The sequence below is a fragment of the Variovorax sp. NFACC27 genome (genome assembly GCF_048301545.1).
Taxonomy (GTDB): domain Bacteria; phylum Pseudomonadota; class Gammaproteobacteria; order Burkholderiales; family Burkholderiaceae_C; genus Variovorax; species Variovorax gossypii.
This window is the reverse complement of record NZ_CP157613.1, coordinates 6,846,111-6,863,351: the sequence shown is the minus strand read 5'-3', so window position 1 is coordinate 6,863,351 and position 17,241 is coordinate 6,846,111. Positions and strand designations below refer to the sequence as shown.

The window sequence follows — 17,241 nt, the reverse complement described above, 5'->3', positions numbered from 1 at the left end:
GGGGTCTTTACCTCGGCTTTGCCTTACTGCAACCCCATTGCGTTCGGCGCGGACCATGCCGGCATCGCGACGGCTTCCGGCACCTGGCCGCTTCTTTCGCGGCAGTTGCGCAGGTGGTCGTCGATCGTCAGATCGCCCTGTATCTCGAGGAGGCGCTCCACGGTGCGGTCGACGGCCCGGTCGTCCAGCAGCGGGTAGTTGCGCGCGAGGCGGCCGTTGTTGCGCACCAGTCGCGCGATGTAGGGCAGGTCCTGCTGCGTGATCACGGCTGCAGGCATCACGCCCTCGAGCTCGATGCCCTCGCAGGGCAGCAGCACGAAGTACTGCAGCCGCAGCTCGTCGGAAAGCAGGGCGCGCAGCTGCGAGGTCTTGCGTCCGCCCTGCCATGCGGGGTCTTTCACCTCGCGCGCGCTCTTGCCCCCGTGCAGCCGCAGGAACCAGCGCGGCGGGGACTGGTCCGACTTCTTGCGGTAGACGAAGGCGTTGCGCCAGGCCTTGATCTCGAAGAGGTAGACGCCGGTCTCGCACACCAGCACCGCGTCGATGCGCGCGGTGGGCACCGTGTGGCCCTCGGGCATCGGGATGATGAGGTTGCGAAGAATGCGCAGGTACGAAAAGGTGGGGCTGAACGCGTTGGCGAGCTGCTGCACACCCAGCGAGGTGGCGGTAGTGCTTGGCGGCAAGGCGATGGTCATGGAGAGCTCCTTCGATCGCAGGAGCATCGCGCCGCTTTTGGGAGACTTCTTGAACGAGGTGTTTCCTTCGGTCGATGGCGATGGTTTGCGTGCAAACAACAGTTCTCGCAAAGCAATGGTCAACCACAAGATTCCTCCGAATTTGAACGGGACCATGCGTGTCGGCTGCTCGATGGAGAGCCGCTGCAACTGGAGAACCCTGAATGAAGAAAACCCTCACGGCATTCGCTGCCCTGGCCGTCTGCGGCCTGGCTTCTGCCCAATCGTCAGTCACGTTGTTCGGCGTCGTGGACGCCGGGCTGACCTACCAGTCGACGACCTCGCGCGACACCACCACCGGCGCGTCGGTCAAGCAAAGCAAGACGAGCCTGGGCAACTCCGCCTACAACTCCAGCCGCATCGGCTTCCGCGGCACCGAAGACCTCGGCGGCGGCCTTGCAGCGAGCTTCTGGCTCGAAGCGCCCATCACCAACGACGACGGCGCCACCGGCATCTCCACCTTCTCGCGCCGCTCCACCGTGAGCCTGTCGGGTGGCTTCGGCGAACTGCGCCTGGGCCGCGACTACACGCCCACCTTCTGGAACGACACCGTCTTCGACCCGTTCGGTACCAACGGCTCGGGCACGAACGTGATCAGCACCGTCAGCGGCAACACCACGATCAACAACGCCAACTACGTGCGTGCGAGCAACTCGATCGGCTACTTCCTGCCGCCGAACCTGGGCGGTTTCTACGGCCAGGTGCAGTACAGCCTGCACGAGAACGCCAGCACCGACGCGACCAGCACCACCGCAGCCTCGAGCAGCAGCGCGGGCCGCTACGTCGGCGGCCGCTTCGGCTACGCCAACGGTCCTCTGGACGTGGCACTGGGCGTGGGCCGCAGCACCGTGGTGGACACCACCGCGCTGGAGCGCAGCGTGCAGACCATCAACCTGGGCGCTTCGTACGACTTCGGCCCGGTGAAGCTGTTCGGTGAGCTGTCGAACGTGAAGAACAAGTTCGACTACTCGGCAGCGGCCGACCGGCACGACAGCTACAACGGCTACCTGATCGGCGCGACGGTGCCGGTGGGTGCCGGCCTGATCCGCGTGGCGTACTCGCAGGTCCGCTACAACGAAGGCACGGCCGGCATCACGGGCGAAGACCCGCTGGCGCGCAAGTTCGCGATCGGCTACGTGCACAACCTGTCCAAGCGCACGGCGCTGTATGCGACGGTGGCGCGCGTGAACAACCGCAACGACGTGAACTACACGGGCAGCCTGGTGTCGGCGAGCACGACCGGCTACGGCAGCACGGGCACGAGCTACACGGGCCTGCCGCGCTCTTCCACCGGCTACGACTTCGGCATCCGCCACGCGTTCTGATAGCGGACGCGCGCCGCGCGGGAGGGAAGGGGCATGCACTGCCTTTTTTCTCCCGCGCGGCTTTTTCGTTTTCCGCGCTTTCTTTCCTTCATCCATCCAGCAGCGAGCTTCGACCAATGAACCGAATCCGACTTCTCGCGGGCGCACTGGCGGCCTCCGGGCTGACCGGCTGCATCATGCTTCCCCCGCCGCCCATGCCCTATCGCCCGCCGCCGCCGATGCTCTTCGGCGACGCCCGCAGGCCGCCGCCTCCCGGATGGGGAATGTGCGCGGCCGACGGCGCCCCGGTGCAGGAACGCTGCGCGCGCGACGTGCCGGGCGAACCCCGGCCGCAGCCTCCGGGAGCACGCTGATGAGCGGAGCGCAGCTGCAATCGGGCAACCTCGGAGCCATCATCGCCGGCGTGATCCTGCTGGGGCTCGGCGGCGTGGTCGGCATGATGTTCTCGCTGTTCGTCGCCAACCTGCGGCAGAGCACGAAGGCGCGCGAGTTCGCGCAGAAGGCCCGCGAGGAAGCGCAGCAGCGCCTGGTCGCCAGCCGGGCGCAGGACATCCGGCCGCTGCTCGACGCGGCATCGGCGCAGGCCCAGGCCGACGCCAAGGCCAAAGCCATCCACCTCGACATCCAGCTGCCGCAGGAAGCGGTGCGCGTGTTCGCGATCGAGACGGAGCTGCGTGAGCTGCTCGCGAAGGTCACGGCCTATGCGGCCAGCGTGATGCGCACCGGCGCGACGCTGCAGGTGTCGGCGCACGCCGACGGCGAACAGGCGGTGATCCACTGGCGCGATCTCGACGCCGTCGACGCGCATCCGCCGCTCGCGAGATTCTTCGACAACAAGCTGTCGGCCGCCGTGACGGCCAGCGCCAGAGCCTGCGAGCGCATCGCGGGGCACCACGGCGGGCGCATCTACTCGGCGCCCCGCGACGGCGGCGTGCTGGGGCTGACGCTGCGGCTGCCTTTGCTGCAGGCCTGAACCGCCCGGCAGTCCAACATGAACAAACGGTAATGAAGCGGCCGCGCCTTCTCTGATCCAATGGCGGCTAGGATGCCTCCGGCGGTGCCCGCGCGAACGATGGGCAGCCCGCCGGCCCCATCGCCATGAGCACCAGAACGCAGCCCCTTCACAGCCTCTTCCTTCTTCTTCCGTCGCCAGCTTCCGCCGCCGTCCCGCAACGGGGCGCCGCGCGGGCGTGCTAGGTCCCAGCGCCATGTGGCGCTGCCTCATCGTCGAGGACGACGCCGACAACGCGCGCTACATCGCCGAGGGCTTCCGCTCGCTCGGCCATGTGGCGGTGATCAGCCGCGACGGCGCCGATGCGCTCGCGCGCGCCACCGGCGAGCCGTGGGACCTCGTCATCCTCGACCGCATGCTGCCCAACGAGGTGGACGGCCTGTCGATCCTCTCGACCATGCGCGCGCTCGGCAAGAAGACGCCGGTGCTGGTGCTCAGCGCACTGAGCGCGCTCGACGAGCGCGTGCGCGGCCTCAAGGCCGGCGGCGACGACTACCTGGCCAAGCCCTTCGCCTTCTCGGAACTCGCGGCGCGCGCCGAGGCGCTCGTGCGGCGCTCGCGCACCGGGCCCGAGATCCGCACGCTGCAGGTCGCCGACCTCACGCTCGACCTCGCGCGCCGCCATGTCGAGCGCGGCGGCCGGCCCATCGCGCTGCAGCCGCGCGAGTTCAGGCTGCTGGCCTATCTCATGATGCATCCGGGCCAGGTGGTCACGCGCACCATGCTGCTGGAGGCGGTGTGGGACTACCAGTTCGACCCGCAGACCAACGTGATCGACGTGCAGGTCAGCCGCCTGCGCGGCAAGCTCGACGCGGGCGGCGCCCCCACGCTGATCCACACCGTGCGCGGCGTGGGCTACACGCTGGCGGCGCCGCAATGACGGCGGCCCTGCGCCGGCTGTGGCGCTCGGTCGGCTTCAGGCTCGCCTTCTACTACGGGCTGCTGGTGGCGATCACGATGCTGGCGGCGCTGGCCATCGTCTACATGCAGACGGTGGGCGTGCTGCAACAGCGCATGGTGCGGCAGGTGGCCGCGAGCATGCAGCAGCTGATGGTGCGCTACGACGCGCGCGGCGCCGACGGCGTGGCCGGCGAGATCTCCAACGCGCTCTCCGACGGGCGCAACTCCGACAACGAGATCTACCTGCTCACCGACCGCGAGGGCAACAAGCTCGCCGGCAACCTCGACCAGATGCCTTCGCAGGCCCCCGACGCCGGCGACGGCGTGCACCGCCGCGTGGTGCGCGCGGGCCAGACCGTCATCGCGTATCTCGTGATGCGCCCGCTGCCCGACGGCGGCCTGCTGGTGGTGGGCCACGACCTGCGCGACCAGGAGTCGATCGAATCTCTGGTGGCGAGCGCGAGTGCTGCGGCCGGCATCGTGGCGGTGCTGCTGCTGATCGGCGGCACCTTCGTCTTCCGCCAGGAGCTGGAGCGCAGCGTGGGCGCGGTGCGACGCACGGCGGCGCGCATCGCGGCGGGCGAGCTGCAGGAGCGCGTGGAGCCCTCGGGCGAGGAGGACGAGTTCGCGCTGCTGGAGCACGACATCAACGCGATGCTCGACCGCATCCAGTCGCTCATGGACGGCGTGCGCCACGTTTCCAACACCATCGCGCACAACCTGCGCACGCCCCTCACGCGCGTGCTGGTGCGGCTGCGCGCGGCGGAGGCCGGCCTCGGCGAGGACGATCCGCAGCGCGAGGCGGTGGCCACCGCCATCCGCGAACTGGAGGAGCTGGCCGTGGTGTTCGAGAAGCTGCTGCAGATCGCGGAGGTGGAAGCCGGCGCGCGCCGGCAGCAGTTCGCGCCGGTGGAGTTGCACGTCATCGCCGACGACGTGGCGGAGCTCTACGAGGCGGTGGCCGAGCTGCGCGGCATCGTGCTGCTGCGCGATCCCGCCGACATGGCCATGGCGCTGGGCGACCGCGACCTGCTGGCCGGCGCCGCGGCCAACCTGCTCGACAACGCGCTGAAGTACGCTGGCAGCGGCGCCACCGTGCGCGTCGGCACGCACACGGTGGACGGCAGGGCGCAGCTCTTCGTTCAGGACGACGGACCGGGCATCCCGCACGCCGAGCAAGAACGCATCGGCGTGCGCTTCCACCGGCTCGACCGCAGCGTGCCTGGGCACGGGCTGGGGCTGGCCAGCGTGCTGGCGGTGGTGGCGCTGCACGGCGGCCGGCTGGACTTCGCCGATGCGAAGCCGGGCCTGCGCGCGTGCATCGACCTGCCGATGGCGGACGGCTGAGCGCCTTCGTTCCTTCTCCCCCTCGTGCGTTCGCAACATTGCCGAATGGCAATGTCTTGTTCATGCACAGCGAGGCCGTGAATTCCTAGGATCGCCTGAGCGCACATCTCGTGCGGATCAACGCAGTTCCAGGAGACATCAACGGTGAGAATCAAGAGTCAGAGAGACTTCTGCTCGGGCGTGCTCTTCAGCGCCTTCGGCGTGGCCTTCGCATGGGGCGCCACGACCTACAACGTCGGTACCGGCGCCCGCATGGGGCCGGGCTACTTTCCCCTGATCGTGGGCATCCTCATCGCGCTCATGGGCGTGTTCATCACGCTCAAGGCGCTGGCCGTGGAGACCGACGACGGCGAGCCCGTCGGGCGCATCGCATGGAAGCCGCTGGTCTTCATCATCGGCGCGAACCTGATGTTCGGCGTGCTGCTGGGCGGACTGCCGAGCGTCGGGCTGCCGTCGATGGGACTCATCGTGGCCATCTACGCACTCACCTTCATCGCGAGCCTCGCAGGGGACAACTTCGGCTGGAAGGGCGTGACCATCCTCGCCACCATCCTCGCGCTCGGCAGCTACCTGGCCTTCGTGGTGGCGCTGAAGCTGCAGTTCCAGGTGTGGCCGACCTTCATCTCGGGCTGATGCGCAAAGAAGAACAACAAGACCAAAGACAAGACACATGGACCTGATTACCAATCTCTCGATCGGCTTCGGCGTCGCCTTCACGGCGCAGAACCTCGTCTACGCCTTCGTCGGCTGCCTGCTGGGCACGCTGATCGGCGTGCTGCCGGGCATCGGCCCGGTCGCGACCATCGCGATGCTGCTGCCGGCCACGTATGCGCTGCCGCCCGTGTCGGCGCTGATCATGCTGGCGGGCATCTACTACGGCGCGCAGTACGGCGGCTCGACCACGGCTATTCTGGTGAACCTGCCCGGTGAATCTTCATCGGTGGTGACCGTGATCGACGGCTACCAGATGGCGCGGAAAGGAAGGGCGGGGCCGGCACTCGCGGCGGCAGGCCTGGGCTCGTTCTTCGCGGGCTGCGTGGGCACGCTGATCCTGGCCGCCTTCGCGCCGCCGCTGACCGAGCTGGCCTTCAAGTTCGGCCCCGCCGAATATTTCTCGCTGATGATCCTGGGCCTGATCGGTGCCGTGGTGCTGGCTTCGGGCTCGCTGCTCAAGGCCATCACGATGATCCTGCTGGGCCTGGCGCTCGGCCTCGTGGGCACCGACGTGAACTCGGGCGTGGCGCGCTACAGCTTCGACATTCCCGAGCTCACCGACGGCATCGGCTTCATCGCCATCGCCATGGGCGTGTTCGGGTACGGCGAGATCATCGCCAACCTCGCGGTGCCCGAACATGAGCGCGAAGTCTTCACCGCCAAGGTGAAGGGCCTGTGGCCCACCAAGCAGGACTTCAAGGACATGACGCCCGCGGTGCTGCGCGGCACTGCGCTGGGTTCGGCTCTTGGCATCCTGCCCGGCGGCGGGGCGCTGCTGTCGGCCTTCGCGGCCTACACCATCGAGAAGAAGATCAAGCTCAAGCAGGGCGAAATGGCCTTCGGCAAGGGCAACATCCGCGGCGTGGCGGGGCCCGAGTCGGCCAACAACGCCGGTGCGCAGACCTCCTTCATCCCGCTGCTGACGCTGGGCATTCCGCCCAACGCAGTGATGGCGCTGATGGTGGGTGCGATGACCATCCACAACATCCAGCCGGGCCCGCAGGTGATGACCAGCAACCCCGAGCTGTTCTGGGGCCTGATCGCCTCGATGTGGATCGGCAACCTGATGCTGATCGTGCTGAACCTGCCGATGATCGGCATCTGGATCAAGCTGCTGACCATTCCCTACAAGTGGCTCTTCCCGTCGATCGTGCTGTTCTGCGCGGTGGGCGTCTATTCGGAGAACAACAACACCTTCGACGTGTGGATGGTGGCGATCTTCGGCATCGTGGGCTACCTGTTCCTCAAGCTGAAGTGCGAGCCCGCGCCGCTGCTGCTGGGCTTCATCTTGGGCCCGATGATGGAAGAGAACCTGCGCCGCGCGCTGCTGCTGTCGCGTGGCGACTGGAGCGTGTTCGTCTCGCGGCCGCTGTCGGCGGGGCTGCTGGTCGCGGCGGCGCTGCTGCTGATCGTGGTGCTGCTGCCCTCGGTGAAGGCCAAGCGGGAAGAGGCCTTCGTCGAGGACTGACGCCGAGGGAAGGGCCCGGGAAGGGCGGCGTGCCGGAACTCCGCGCGATACTTGCGGTCCCACGCTGCCGCCGCTTTCCCTCCCTTCGATGCCCGTCGTGCGACTTCCTTCTCCCTCGATCCTTCTTCGTGCGCTCGCCATGAGCGCTGCTCTTTTCGCAGCAGGTGCCCTTCATGCGCAGGCCCTGCCGCCCGGCGTGCGACTGGGCATGTCGGCCGAGGAACTGCAGGCGGCCATGCCCGCGGCGGAGCGCGTCCAGAGGCCGCAGCGCCTTGGCGGCGGCCTCGTAGGTTCATGGCGCGCGGCACCGGTCGAGATGGCGGGCCTGCTGTTCGAGCCGACCTTCTTCTTCGCGGCCTCGGAGCTGCGGCGCGTCGAGTACGTCGCCTCGACGCAGGCCACGCCGGACGGCGGCACGGCAGCCTTCGCGGCGCTGGTGCAATGGGGCCGCGGCGCATTCGGCAACGAGCTCGCATCGCGCGACCCCGGCAGCGCCTATGCCGCATGGGTGAGCAACGACACCGACATCTACGTGCAGCAGCAGGCCGGCGATCCGCGCCGCGCCAGCGTGCGATTGGTCTACAAGGCGCGGCAGCTGCGCGACGGCAGCGAACTTTAAGTAGCGCGTGCGGGCGCGGCATCGGCGTTGTCCTGCAAGCGCGCCGGAATCTGTCCGACGGACGCCGCCGGGCAGGCGGGGAGACTGCTGTGTTTCCCCAAAACCCTTCTTTTTTCCGGAGACGACGATGCCAGACGACAGCGAGATCCGCATTCCGCAGGACGACGAACGGATCGACGTCACCGACCTGAAGGAAGTCGACTACTGGACGAAATGGTTCGGCGTCAGCGAGGCCCGGCTGCGCACCGCGGTGGCCTCGGCCGGCACGCGCAAGGACGACCTGCGCGTGTACCTCGGGCTGCCCTGAACCGGACAGGATCCCTGCCGTCGCGCTTCAGGCGGCGGCCAGCATGCCCCGCTCCTCGATGAACGCGACCACGTCGGCCACGCCCGAGAGCGTCTTGAGGTTCGTCATCACGTAGGGACGCTGGCGGCGCATGCGCTGCGTGTCCTGCTCCATCACGTCGAGATTGGCGCCCACGTAGGGCGCGAGGTCGGTCTTGTTGATGACGAAGAGGTCGCTCTTGGTGATGCCGGGGCCGCCCTTGCGCGGAATCTTCTCGCCCGCCGCCACGTCGATCACGTAGATCGTGAGGTCCGACAGCTCGGGGCTGAAGGTGGCCGCGAGGTTGTCGCCGCCGGATTCGACGAACACCACGTCGGCGTCGGGAAAGTCCTCCAGCATGCGGTCGATGGCCTCGAGGTTGATCGAGGCGTCTTCGCGGATCGCGGTGTGCGGGCAGCCGCCTGTTTCCACGCCCATGATGCGCTCGGCCGGCAGCGCGCCGGCCACGGTGAGCAGGCGCTGGTCTTCCTTGGTGTAGATGTCGTTGGTGATGGCGATCAGGTCGTACTTGTCGCGCATCGCCTTGCAGAGCATCTCCAGCAGCGTGGTCTTGCCGGAGCCGACCGGGCCGCCGATGCCCACGCGCAGTGGCGGAAGTCTCTTGGTGCGGTTGGGAATGTGGTGCAGGGCGGAGGTCATGAGGGTGGTGCTCGGTTCAGCTTCGGAAGAGGCGGGAATATTGTGTTTCATGGCGGGCCGACAACACCGCCAGCAGGGGCGCGAAAGCCTGGCGCTCGTCGTCGCCGAGGGCCATGGCGCGGGTCACGGCTTCGGGGATTTCCTGCGCCAGCCGCCCGAGGATGCGCTGGCCCGCGCTCTGGCCCAGCGGCACGGCCTTGACGGCGGCGCCGACCATGTTCTCGGCCCAGCCGAAGGCGAAGGCCAGGCAGCCGTCGTGCACCGTGGCACCGGCGCGGCTGGCAGCGAAGGCGAATGCGATGGGGTAGCTCGCGCCCAGGCCGGCGAAAACTTCCGCCGTGTCCGCGTGGTGCAGCTTCAGCCATTCGACGAAGGAGCGGCCCATCTGCTCGGTCTGCAGAAGGAATTCGGCCGATTCGCGGGTGGCCATCACCCAGTCGTTGAGCTGGCGCACGCGCGCCATGTCGCCGGCCTGCCAGGCCGCGATGGCCTGCGCGCAGACGGCGAGGTCGCCCCTGGCGAAGCTCAGGTGCAGCTGGTCCGAGAGCCATTCGGCGGCGCACGCTTCCGAATCGACGCCGGCCCATTCGACGGCGGCTTCGACTCCCTCGGAGTACGAGAAGCCGCCCACGGGCAGGGCCGGGGAGGCGAGCCAGATCAGCTGCAGGAGGCTTTGGGCGGACACGTCAGTCGTTGCGCCTCGTGTCGTGTTCAGTGCGAGTGGCCATGGTGGCCGTGACCATGGTCGTGGGAGTGGTCGTGCGGGTGGTCATGCTCGTCGAGCAGCTCCGGCGCGAGCACGAGCGGCTTCGGGCCTTTGCCGGCACTGCTGCCGTGCGAGTGGCCGTGGTCATGGTGGTCATGCCCGTGATGGTCATGCCCGTGGCCATGCGAATGCTCGTGCGATCCGTACGCACCACCCTCGGGCTCGAAGGCTTCTTCCACCGCGACGACGATCAGGTGCATCGAGCGCAGCATGTCGGCCAGCACGTGGTCGGGCTCGATCTTCAGGTGGTCGGGCTTCAGCTCGATCGGCACGTGCCGGTTGCCCAGGTGGTAGGCCGCGCGCGTCAGGTCGAAGGGCGTGCCGTGCGCCGTGCAGTGCGTGATGCGCAGCACCGGCTGCGGCGCCGCGACCACGCGCACCAGCGAGCCGTCTTCGGCCACCAGCACGTCGCCGCCGCGCACGGCGGTGCCGCGTGGCAGGAACACGCCGATCTGGCGGCCCTGCGAGTCGGTGGCGTCGAAGCGGCTCTTCTGGCGGATGTCCCAGTCGAGCTCGATGGTGGCTGCGCGCTTGAGCAGCACGGGCGCGAGGCCGCGGCCCTGGGGCATGAGTTTGTTGGCGGTGAGCATGGTGCAAATGGAGCGCCCCGGAGGGCGCCCGCTGGCTGGATGAATACCTTCGAGGATACGCAGCCTGTCAAGCAGGCGCATTCCCCGGGGTTTCAGAACAGGAAATACCGCTGAGCCATCGGCAGCAGCTTGGCCGGCTCGCAGGTCAGCAGGTTGCCGTCGGCGCGCACCGCGTAGGTCTGCGCGTCGATCTCCATCTTCGGCGTGTAGCCGTTGTGGATCAGGTCCTTCTTGCGCACGTTGCGGATGTTCTTCACCGCGCTGAGCTGCTTCTTCAGGCCGTAGCGTTCGCCGATGCCCGCGGCCAGCCCGGCCTGCGAGACGAAGGTGAGCGAGCTCTTCGCGAGCGATCCGCCGTAGGCGCCGAACATCCGGCGGTAGTGCACCGGCTGCGGCGTGGGGATCGATGCGTTCGGGTCGCCCATGGCGGCCAGCGCGATGCTGCCACCCTTCAGGATGGTGAAGGGCTTCACGCCGAAGAAGGCCGGCTTCCAGATCACGATGTCGGCCCACTTGCCGACCTCGATAGAGCCCACCTCGTGCGCGATGCCGTGCGCGATGGCCGGGTTGATCGTGTACTTGGCGACGTAGCGCTTCGCGCGGAAGTTGTCGTTGCGCGCGCTGTCCTCGGGCAGCGTGCCGCGCTGCAGCTTCATCTTGTGCGCGGTCTGCCAGGTGCGGATGACGACCTCGCCGACGCGGCCCATGGCCTGGCTGTCGGAGCTGAACATGCTGATCGCGCCCAGGTCGTGCAGCACGTCTTCCGCGGCGATGGTTTCCTTGCGGATGCGCGATTCGGCGAAGGCCAGGTCTTCCGCGATGCCGGCGTCGAGGTGGTGGCACACCATGAGCATGTCGACGTGCTCGTCGAGCGTGTTCACGGTGTAGGGCATCGTGGGGTTGGTCGACGACGGAAGGAAGTTGCTTTCGCCCACCACGCGCAGGATGTCGGGCGCGTGGCCGCCGCCCGCGCCCTCGGTGTGGAAGGCGCAGATGCCGCGCCCGCCCACCGCGGCAATCGTGTTCTCGACGAAGCCCGATTCGTTGAGCGTGTCGCTGTGGATGGCCACCTGCGTGTCTGTGGCGTCGGCCACGTCCATGCAGTTGCTGATGGCCGCGGGCGTGGTGCCCCAGTCTTCATGCAGCTTCAGTCCGATGACGCCCGCGTCGATCTGCTCGTGCAGCGCGTGCGGCAGGCTGGCGTTGCCCTTGCCGAGGAAGCCCAGGTTCATCGGGAAGGCGTCTGCCGCCTGCAGCATGCGCTCGATGTGCCAGGGGCCGGGCGTGGAAGTGGTGGCGAAGGTGCCGGTGGCAGGGCCGGTGCCGCCCCCGAGCATGGTGGTCACGCCGGAGGAAAGCGCCTCCTCGATCTGCTGCGGGCAGATGAAGTGGATGTGGCTGTCGATGCCGCCGGCGGTGACGATGTTGCCCTCGCAGCTGATGATCTCGGTGCCCGGGCCGATGACGATGTCCACGCCCGGCTGCACGTCGGGGTTGCCGGCCTTGCCGATGGCGGCGATGCGGCCGTCCTTCAGGCCGATGTCGGCCTTCACGATGCCCCAGTGGTCGAGGATGAGTGCGTTGGTCAGCACGGTGTCGACCGCTCCCTGCGCACGGGTGCGCTGCGACTGCGCCATGCCGTCGCGGATGGTTTTTCCGCCGCCGAACTTCACCTCCTCGCCGTAGCCGCCGGCGCGAAGGGTGTAGTCGGCCTCGACCTCGATCAGCAGTTCGGTGTCCGCGAGACGGACACGGTCGCCCACGGTGGGGCCGAAGATTTCCGCATAGGCGCGTCGCCCGATGGTGGCCATGTTTCAGAGCTTCCCTTGAACGAGGCCGCGAAAGCCGTAGACGATGCGATCGCCGGAAAAGTCGACCAGCTCGACCGTGCGCTGCTGGCCCGGCTCGAAGCGCACCGCGGCGCCCGAGGCGATGTTCAGCCGCATGCCGCGCGCGGCCTCGCGATCGAAGCCGAGCGCGCCGTTGGTCTCGGCGAAGTGATAGTGCGAGCCGACCTGGATCGGCCGGTCGGCGGTGTTCTGCACCACCAGCGTGAGGGTGCGGCGGCCGGGGTTGAGCGTGTGCTCGCCGTCGTCGGTGAGGAGTTCTCCGGGAATCATGAGCGGGCCCGCCTCAGATGGCCTGTGCCAGCAGCGTCGCGCCCAGGCCGAGAACGGCGGCGCCCGCGATGCGCGGCAGCCAGGCGTTGGCGTGGCGCAGCGCCCAGCCGAGCGCGATGCCTGCGGCGTGCAGCAGCACCGTGGCGCTGACCATGCCGGCCAGCGTGAGGGCCGCGCCTTCCTCGCTGGCCAGTTCGTAGCCGTGCGCAACGCCGTGGAACACCGCGAACACGCCGACCACGGCCATCGCCGCCACGGCCGGCAGGCGCACGCGCGTGACCACCAGCAGGCCCAGCACCAGCAGCGAGGCCGCGATCATCGGCTCGACCGCCGGCAGCTGCACGCCGGCCAACCCCATCAGCGCGCCCGCCAGCAGCATGCCGGCGAAGGCGAGCGGCGCCCAGAGCAGGTCGGGCCAGGCGCGGCGCGCGGCCAGCGCGCTCCACAGGCCGACCGCGACCATGGCGGCCAGGTGGTCGGCGCCGGTCAGCGGGTGCATGAAGCCGGTGACGAAGCCGTGGTGCATGCCGCCGTCGACGCCGGTGTGGGCACTGGCCGCCAAAGGCAGCAGCAGGGAGGCGAGCAGGGCAAGGGTACGGGAGGCGTTGTGACGCATGAGGGCTCCTGTTGTTCTTCGAGTGGAATTCAGACGATGGGCTGATGGACGGTCACGAGCTTGGTGCCGTCCGGGAAAGTGGCTTCGACCTGGATGTCGGGAATCATCTCGGCGATGCCCTCCATCACGTCGGCGCGGGTGAGCACGCTGCGGCCGTCGCTCATGAGCTCGGCCACGCTCTTGCCGTCGCGCGCGCCTTCCATCACGGCGGCGGAGATCAGGGCGACGGCTTCGGGATAGTTGAGCTTGAGGCCGCGGGCCTTGCGGCGTTCGGCCAAAAGTGCCGCGGTGAAGATCAGCAGCTTGTCTTTTTCGCGCGGGGTCAGTTCCATGAGATCGGCGTCGGGTGGCGGGAGGAGGCGGCCATTATGGGCAAGCCGGCTTCTTTGCAACAGTCGTGCCCTGTTCGCCAAAAGCCGTACGGATGGCACGGAAGATGCACCGAAACGGTGTGAACCCTGAAGCCACGACCGCCACCCCCGACGACGCCCCCCAGCGCATCGTCAAGGTGCGGCGCGACTACAACAGCTGGGTCGCCAGCGAGACGCTGGAAGACTATGCCCTGCGCTACACGCCCCAGCGCTTTCGCAAGTGGTCCGAATGGCGGGTGGCCAACACGGCCTTCGGGGCGGCCTCGTTCCTGATCCTGGAGGCGGTGGGCGCCACGCTGCTGGTGCAGTACGGCTTCGCCAATGCCTTCTGGGCCATCCTGGCGACGGGGCTCATCATCTTCCTGGCGGGGCTGCCGATCAGCGTGTACGCGGCGCGCTACGGCGTCGACATGGACCTGCTCACGCGCGGCGCGGGCTTCGGCTACATCGGCTCCACGCTCACCTCGCTGATCTACGCGAGCTTCACCTTCATCTTCTTCGCGCTCGAGGCGGCGGTGATGGCCTACGCGCTGGAGCTGGCGCTGGGCATTCCGCCGGTCTGGGGCTACCTGGTGTGCGCGCTGGTGGTGATCCCGCTGGTCACGCACGGGGTATCGGCCATCAGCCGGCTGCAGCTGTGGACCCAGCCGCTGTGGCTGCTGATGCTGGTGGTGCCCTTTGCCTATGTGCTGGTGCGCGATCCTGGTGCGTTCGCGGGCATCGTGCACTACAACGGCGTGCGCTCGGGCACCAAGGGCTTCGATCTGCACCTGTTTGGCGCAGCGCTCACGGTCGGCATCGCGCTCATCACCCAGATGGGCGAGCAGGCCGACTACCTGCGCTTCATGCCCGCGCGCACGGCGGCCACGGCGCGCCGCTGGTGGGCCGGGGTGCTGGCCGGCGGGCCGGGCTGGGTGGTGCTGGGGGTGCTCAAGATGCTGGGCGGGGCGCTGCTGGCCTACCTGGCGATCACGCACATGGTGCCGGCCGACCGGGCGGTGGACCCGAACCAGATGTACCTGGCGGCCTACGAATACGTGTTCCCGCACTACGGCTGGGCGGTGGCGGCCACGGCGCTGTTCGTGGTGATCTCGCAGCTCAAGATCAACGTGACCAACGCCTACGCCGGCTCGCTGGCCTGGAGCAACTTCTTCTCGCGCGTGGCGCACAGCCACCCGGGGCGGGTGGTGTGGGTGGTGTTCAACGCGCTCATCGCCTTCATGCTGATGGAGATGAACGTGTTCGAGGCGCTGGGCGACGTGCTGGGCCTGTTCGCCAACATCGCCATCGCCTGGATGATGGCGGTGGTGGCCGACCTGGTCATCAACAAGCCGCTCGGCCTGTCGCCGCCGGGCATCGAGTTCAAGCGCGCGCACCTGTGGGACATCAACCCGGTGGGCGTGGGCGCGATGGCGCTGGCCTCGGGGCTTTCGATCACGGCGCACCTGGGCGTGTTCGGGCCGCTGGCGCAGGCCTTCTCGGCGCTGATCGCGCTTGGCACCGCGCTGGTGGCCTCGCCGCTGCTGGCCTGGGCGACCGGCGGCAAGTACTACCTGGCGCGCGGCGTGCCGTCCTCCGGGGCCGGCGCCGTGCGCTGGGCCAGGGTCGAGCACGAGGGCAGCTACCAGCGCCTGAAGGTGCAGCACTGCGTGATCTGCGAGCGCGAGTACGAGGGGCCCGACATGGCCCATTGCCCGGCCTACCAGGGCGCGATCTGCTCGCTGTGCTGCACGCTGGACGCGCGCTGCGGCGACCTGTGCAAGCCGCACGCGAGCCTGTCCTCGCAGTGGTCGGCCGTTCTGCGCTGGTTGCTGCCGCGGCGCAGCTGGCGCTATCTCGACACCGGGCTCGGACACTTCCTGCTGCTGATGCTGGTCATCGTGCCGCTGCTGGCGGTGGTGTTCGGCGTGCTCTACCAGCAGGAGCTGCGTGCCTTCGCCGAAGGCGCGCTGGAGCTGGCTTCCGAGCCCGACGTGGCGGCCGCGCTGGCAGGCGTGCAGAAGCTGTCGCTGCGCTCGGGCTTCCTCAAGGCGTACATGGCGCTGCTGGTCATCGCGGGCATCGTCGCGTGGTGGCTGGTGCTCGCGCACCAGAGCCGCAAGGTGGCGCAGGAGGAGTCGAACCGCCAGACCCACCTGCTGGTGCGCGAGATCGAACTGCACCGCGAGACCGACCGCGCACTGCAGGCCGCCAAGCAGTCGGCCGACGAGGCGCGCGAGATCGCGGAGCAGGCCAAGCTCGCGGCCGAGCTGGCCAAGCAGGCGGCCGACCAGGCCAACCAGGCCAAGAGCCGCTATATCAGCGCCATCAGCCACGAGCTGCGCACGCCGCTCAACAGCATCCTGGGCTATGCGCAGCTCATGGGCGAAGACCACTCGGTGCCGCCGCACCGCCAGCAGGCGGTGGCCGTCATCAAGCGCGGCGGGGAGCATCTGCTGTCGCTTATCGAGGGCACGCTGGCCATCGCGCACATCGAGGCCGGCAAGCTCACGCTGCATGCGCGGCCGATGCGCTTTGCCGACACGCTGCGCGAGCTGGCCGACATGTTCGAGCTGCAGGCCGCGGAGAAGGGCCTGCAGTTCCGCTTCGAGGCGGCGGGGCCACTGCCAGAGGTGGTGCGCGCCGACGAGAAGCGCGTGTGCCAGATCCTCATCAACCTGCTGGGCAACGCGATCAAGTTCACGGCGGCGGGGCAGGTCACGCTGCGGCTGGCCTATGCGCGCGAGTTCGCGTCGGTCGAAATAGAGGACACCGGCCCCGGCATGCCGGCCGGGGACATCGAGCGCATCTTCGAGCCCTTCGCGCGCGGCAACGCCACGGGCACGGCCGCCGCGCCGGGCGCGGGGCTGGGCCTCACCATCGCCAAGATGCTCACCGACCTGATGGGTGGCGAGATGAAGGTGAGCAGCACGCCGGGCGTGGGTTCGCTCTTCTGCGTGCGCCTGTTCCTGCCGCGCGTGCACGACACGGCGACGGGCAGCGGACGCGCGCTGCCCGTTCCGCGCGCGCGACGCGGCTACGAGGGCCCGCGCCGCCGCCTGCTGGTGGTCGACAACGAGGAGGCCGACCGCGACCTGCTGGGCCACCTGCTCGCGCCGCTGGGCTTCGAGCTGCGCAGCGCGGCCAGCGGGCACGACGCGCTCGACCTGGTCGCGGCCGGCTACCGGCCCGACGCGATGTTCGTCGACCTCGCGATGCCCGGCATCGACGGCTGGGAGACCATCCGCCGCGCGCGCAAGCTGGGGCTGACCGAAGCCTCGGTGGCCATCGTCTCGGCCAATGCCTTCGACAAGGGGCTCGACAACGACGTGGGCATCGCGCCCGAGGATTTCTTCGTCAAGCCCGTGCGCCACACCGAGCTGCTCGACTGGCTCGAGCGCAGGCTGGGCCTGCAGTGGACGGACACCGCCGCCAAGCCTGCACCCGCAGCCGCGCCGCGCGCGATGCTGGCGCCCTCGCTGGCCCGGCTGCGCGCGCTGGAGGAGGCCGTGGGCCTGGGTTACTTCCGGGGCATCATGAACCAGCTCGACGACATCGACGCAGCGCAGCCCGAGTGCGCGGCATGGACCGAGGCGCAGCGCGTGCTCGCCCGGCAGTTCCAGTTCGAGGCCATGAGCCGCGCGCTGGCCGAGGCCGTCGAGAGCGCCGCATGATCTCGACCGCGAAGCCATCTC

General features: G+C 68.8%; 18 protein-coding genes. 10 read left to right on the top strand and 8 right to left on the bottom strand.

The annotated features are described in order from the left end of the window. Nucleotides 1-23: 23 nt before the first annotated feature. Entirely contained in the window at nucleotides 24-695 is a 672-nt protein-coding gene (locus tag ABL840_RS32110) for a nuclease-related domain-containing protein (protein WP_093209829.1), read from the bottom strand. 203 nt (nucleotides 696-898) lie between these two features. Here ABL840_RS32110 and ABL840_RS32105 point away from each other — a divergent pair, with 203 nt between their 5' ends. The 9 genes from ABL840_RS32105 to ABL840_RS32065 all read left to right on the top strand — a co-directional run bounded on the left by ABL840_RS32105 (nucleotide 899) and on the right by ABL840_RS32065 (nucleotide 8,426). Beyond that, complete coding sequence (locus ABL840_RS32105; RefSeq protein WP_093210124.1) at nucleotides 899-2,059, top strand: porin; 1,161 nt, start codon at nucleotides 899-901, stop codon at nucleotides 2,057-2,059. Between the two features lie 116 nt (nucleotides 2,060-2,175). After that, the gene (locus ABL840_RS32100; RefSeq protein WP_093198418.1) at nucleotides 2,176-2,412 is read left to right on the top strand and encodes a hypothetical protein; all 237 of its coding nucleotides are present in this window, start codon (nucleotides 2,176-2,178) and stop codon (nucleotides 2,410-2,412) included. Beyond that, on the top strand, nucleotides 2,412-3,032 hold the full coding sequence (locus tag ABL840_RS32095; RefSeq protein ID WP_176947479.1) for an ATP-binding protein: 621 nt from the start codon (nucleotides 2,412-2,414) through the stop codon (nucleotides 3,030-3,032). The genes ABL840_RS32100 and ABL840_RS32095 overlap by 1 nt, the downstream gene beginning before the upstream one ends. A 235-nt stretch (nucleotides 3,033-3,267) precedes the next feature. Continuing rightward, nucleotides 3,268-3,951, top strand: a complete 684-nt coding sequence (locus ABL840_RS32090; protein WP_093302448.1) for a response regulator transcription factor — start codon at nucleotides 3,268-3,270, stop codon at nucleotides 3,949-3,951. Further along, nucleotides 3,948-5,318 (top strand): sensor histidine kinase, encoded by a 1,371-nt coding sequence (locus ABL840_RS32085; RefSeq protein ID WP_093302446.1) that lies wholly within the window; start codon nucleotides 3,948-3,950, stop codon nucleotides 5,316-5,318. The genes ABL840_RS32090 and ABL840_RS32085 overlap by 4 nt, the downstream gene beginning before the upstream one ends. Nucleotides 5,319-5,462: 144 nt before the next feature. Beyond that, nucleotides 5,463-5,951 (top strand): tripartite tricarboxylate transporter TctB family protein, encoded by a 489-nt coding sequence (locus ABL840_RS32080; protein ID WP_093302442.1) that lies wholly within the window; start codon nucleotides 5,463-5,465, stop codon nucleotides 5,949-5,951. A 37-nt stretch (nucleotides 5,952-5,988) separates the two neighbouring features. Next, nucleotides 5,989-7,500 carry a tripartite tricarboxylate transporter permease gene (locus tag ABL840_RS32075; RefSeq protein WP_093302440.1) on the top strand — a complete coding sequence of 504 codons (1,512 nt, stop codon included), beginning with the start codon at nucleotides 5,989-5,991 and terminating at the stop codon, nucleotides 7,498-7,500. A 139-nt stretch (nucleotides 7,501-7,639) separates the two neighbouring features. Then, nucleotides 7,640-8,119, top strand: coding sequence for a hypothetical protein (locus ABL840_RS32070; RefSeq protein ID WP_418116077.1), 480 nt, complete (start codon nucleotides 7,640-7,642; stop codon nucleotides 8,117-8,119). A 127-nt stretch (nucleotides 8,120-8,246) separates the two neighbouring features. Beyond that, the gene (locus ABL840_RS32065; RefSeq protein ID WP_093198403.1) at nucleotides 8,247-8,426 is read left to right on the top strand and encodes a DUF3606 domain-containing protein; all 180 of its coding nucleotides are present in this window, start codon (nucleotides 8,247-8,249) and stop codon (nucleotides 8,424-8,426) included. Between the two features lie 27 nt (nucleotides 8,427-8,453). On the opposite strand, the gene ureG is transcribed toward ABL840_RS32065, so the two are convergent. The 7 genes from ureG to ABL840_RS32030 form a co-directional block, all read right to left on the bottom strand. Beyond that, nucleotides 8,454-9,104, bottom strand: a complete 651-nt coding sequence (gene ureG, locus ABL840_RS32060) for an urease accessory protein UreG (protein ID WP_093198400.1) — start codon at nucleotides 9,102-9,104, stop codon at nucleotides 8,454-8,456. Nucleotides 9,105-9,120: 16 nt separating this feature from the next. Continuing rightward, a complete protein-coding gene (locus tag ABL840_RS32055) occupies nucleotides 9,121-9,789 on the bottom strand; it encodes an urease accessory protein UreF (RefSeq protein ID WP_093302433.1) in 669 nt (222 codons plus the stop codon). 26 nt (nucleotides 9,790-9,815) lie between these two features. Further along, nucleotides 9,816-10,460, bottom strand: a complete 645-nt coding sequence (gene ureE / locus ABL840_RS32050) for an urease accessory protein UreE (RefSeq protein ID WP_093198395.1) — start codon at nucleotides 10,458-10,460, stop codon at nucleotides 9,816-9,818. Nucleotides 10,461-10,552: 92 nt separating this feature from the next. Continuing rightward, entirely contained in the window at nucleotides 10,553-12,271 is a 1,719-nt protein-coding gene (ureC, locus tag ABL840_RS32045; protein ID WP_093302431.1) for an urease subunit alpha, read from the bottom strand. A gap of 3 nt (nucleotides 12,272-12,274) precedes the next feature. Continuing rightward, nucleotides 12,275-12,580, bottom strand: a complete 306-nt coding sequence (locus ABL840_RS32040; RefSeq protein ID WP_056594107.1) for an urease subunit beta — start codon at nucleotides 12,578-12,580, stop codon at nucleotides 12,275-12,277. Between the two features lie 13 nt (nucleotides 12,581-12,593). Then, complete coding sequence (locus tag ABL840_RS32035; protein WP_093302427.1) at nucleotides 12,594-13,196, bottom strand: HupE/UreJ family protein; 603 nt, start codon at nucleotides 13,194-13,196, stop codon at nucleotides 12,594-12,596. Between the two features lie 29 nt (nucleotides 13,197-13,225). Then, nucleotides 13,226-13,528 (bottom strand): urease subunit gamma, encoded by a 303-nt coding sequence (locus ABL840_RS32030; protein ID WP_019656517.1) that lies wholly within the window; start codon nucleotides 13,526-13,528, stop codon nucleotides 13,226-13,228. 104 nt (nucleotides 13,529-13,632) lie between these two features. On the opposite strand from ABL840_RS32030, the gene ABL840_RS32025 reads away from it, so the two are divergent. Then, a complete protein-coding gene (locus ABL840_RS32025) occupies nucleotides 13,633-17,220 on the top strand; it encodes an ATP-binding protein (RefSeq protein ID WP_093302425.1) in 3,588 nt (1,195 codons plus the stop codon). The last annotated feature ends 21 nt before the right edge of the window (nucleotides 17,221-17,241 follow it).

Coding starts and splice junctions, on each gene's coding strand:
- ureC (WP_093302431.1), bottom strand. CDS start 12,271: ATGGCCACCATCGGGCGACGCGCCTATGCGGAAATCTTCGGCCCCACC.
- ABL840_RS32105 (WP_093210124.1), top strand. CDS start 899: ATGAAGAAAACCCTCACGGCATTCGCTGCCCTGGCCGTCTGCGGCCTG.
- ureG (WP_093198400.1), bottom strand. CDS start 9,104: ATGACCTCCGCCCTGCACCACATTCCCAACCGCACCAAGAGACTTCCG.
- ABL840_RS32075 (WP_093302440.1), top strand. CDS start 5,989: ATGGACCTGATTACCAATCTCTCGATCGGCTTCGGCGTCGCCTTCACG.
- ABL840_RS32070 (WP_418116077.1), top strand. CDS start 7,640: ATGAGCGCTGCTCTTTTCGCAGCAGGTGCCCTTCATGCGCAGGCCCTG.
- ABL840_RS32095 (WP_176947479.1), top strand. CDS start 2,412: ATGAGCGGAGCGCAGCTGCAATCGGGCAACCTCGGAGCCATCATCGCC.
- ABL840_RS32090 (WP_093302448.1), top strand. CDS start 3,268: ATGTGGCGCTGCCTCATCGTCGAGGACGACGCCGACAACGCGCGCTAC.
- ABL840_RS32030 (WP_019656517.1), bottom strand. CDS start 13,528: ATGGAACTGACCCCGCGCGAAAAAGACAAGCTGCTGATCTTCACCGCG.
- ABL840_RS32040 (WP_056594107.1), bottom strand. CDS start 12,580: ATGATTCCCGGAGAACTCCTCACCGACGACGGCGAGCACACGCTCAAC.
- ABL840_RS32025 (WP_093302425.1), top strand. CDS start 13,633: ATGCACCGAAACGGTGTGAACCCTGAAGCCACGACCGCCACCCCCGAC.
- ABL840_RS32035 (WP_093302427.1), bottom strand. CDS start 13,196: ATGCGTCACAACGCCTCCCGTACCCTTGCCCTGCTCGCCTCCCTGCTG.
- ABL840_RS32110 (WP_093209829.1), bottom strand. CDS start 695: ATGACCATCGCCTTGCCGCCAAGCACTACCGCCACCTCGCTGGGTGTG.
- ABL840_RS32065 (WP_093198403.1), top strand. CDS start 8,247: ATGCCAGACGACAGCGAGATCCGCATTCCGCAGGACGACGAACGGATC.
- ABL840_RS32100 (WP_093198418.1), top strand. CDS start 2,176: ATGAACCGAATCCGACTTCTCGCGGGCGCACTGGCGGCCTCCGGGCTG.
- ureE (WP_093198395.1), bottom strand. CDS start 10,460: ATGCTCACCGCCAACAAACTCATGCCCCAGGGCCGCGGCCTCGCGCCC.
- ABL840_RS32085 (WP_093302446.1), top strand. CDS start 3,948: ATGACGGCGGCCCTGCGCCGGCTGTGGCGCTCGGTCGGCTTCAGGCTC.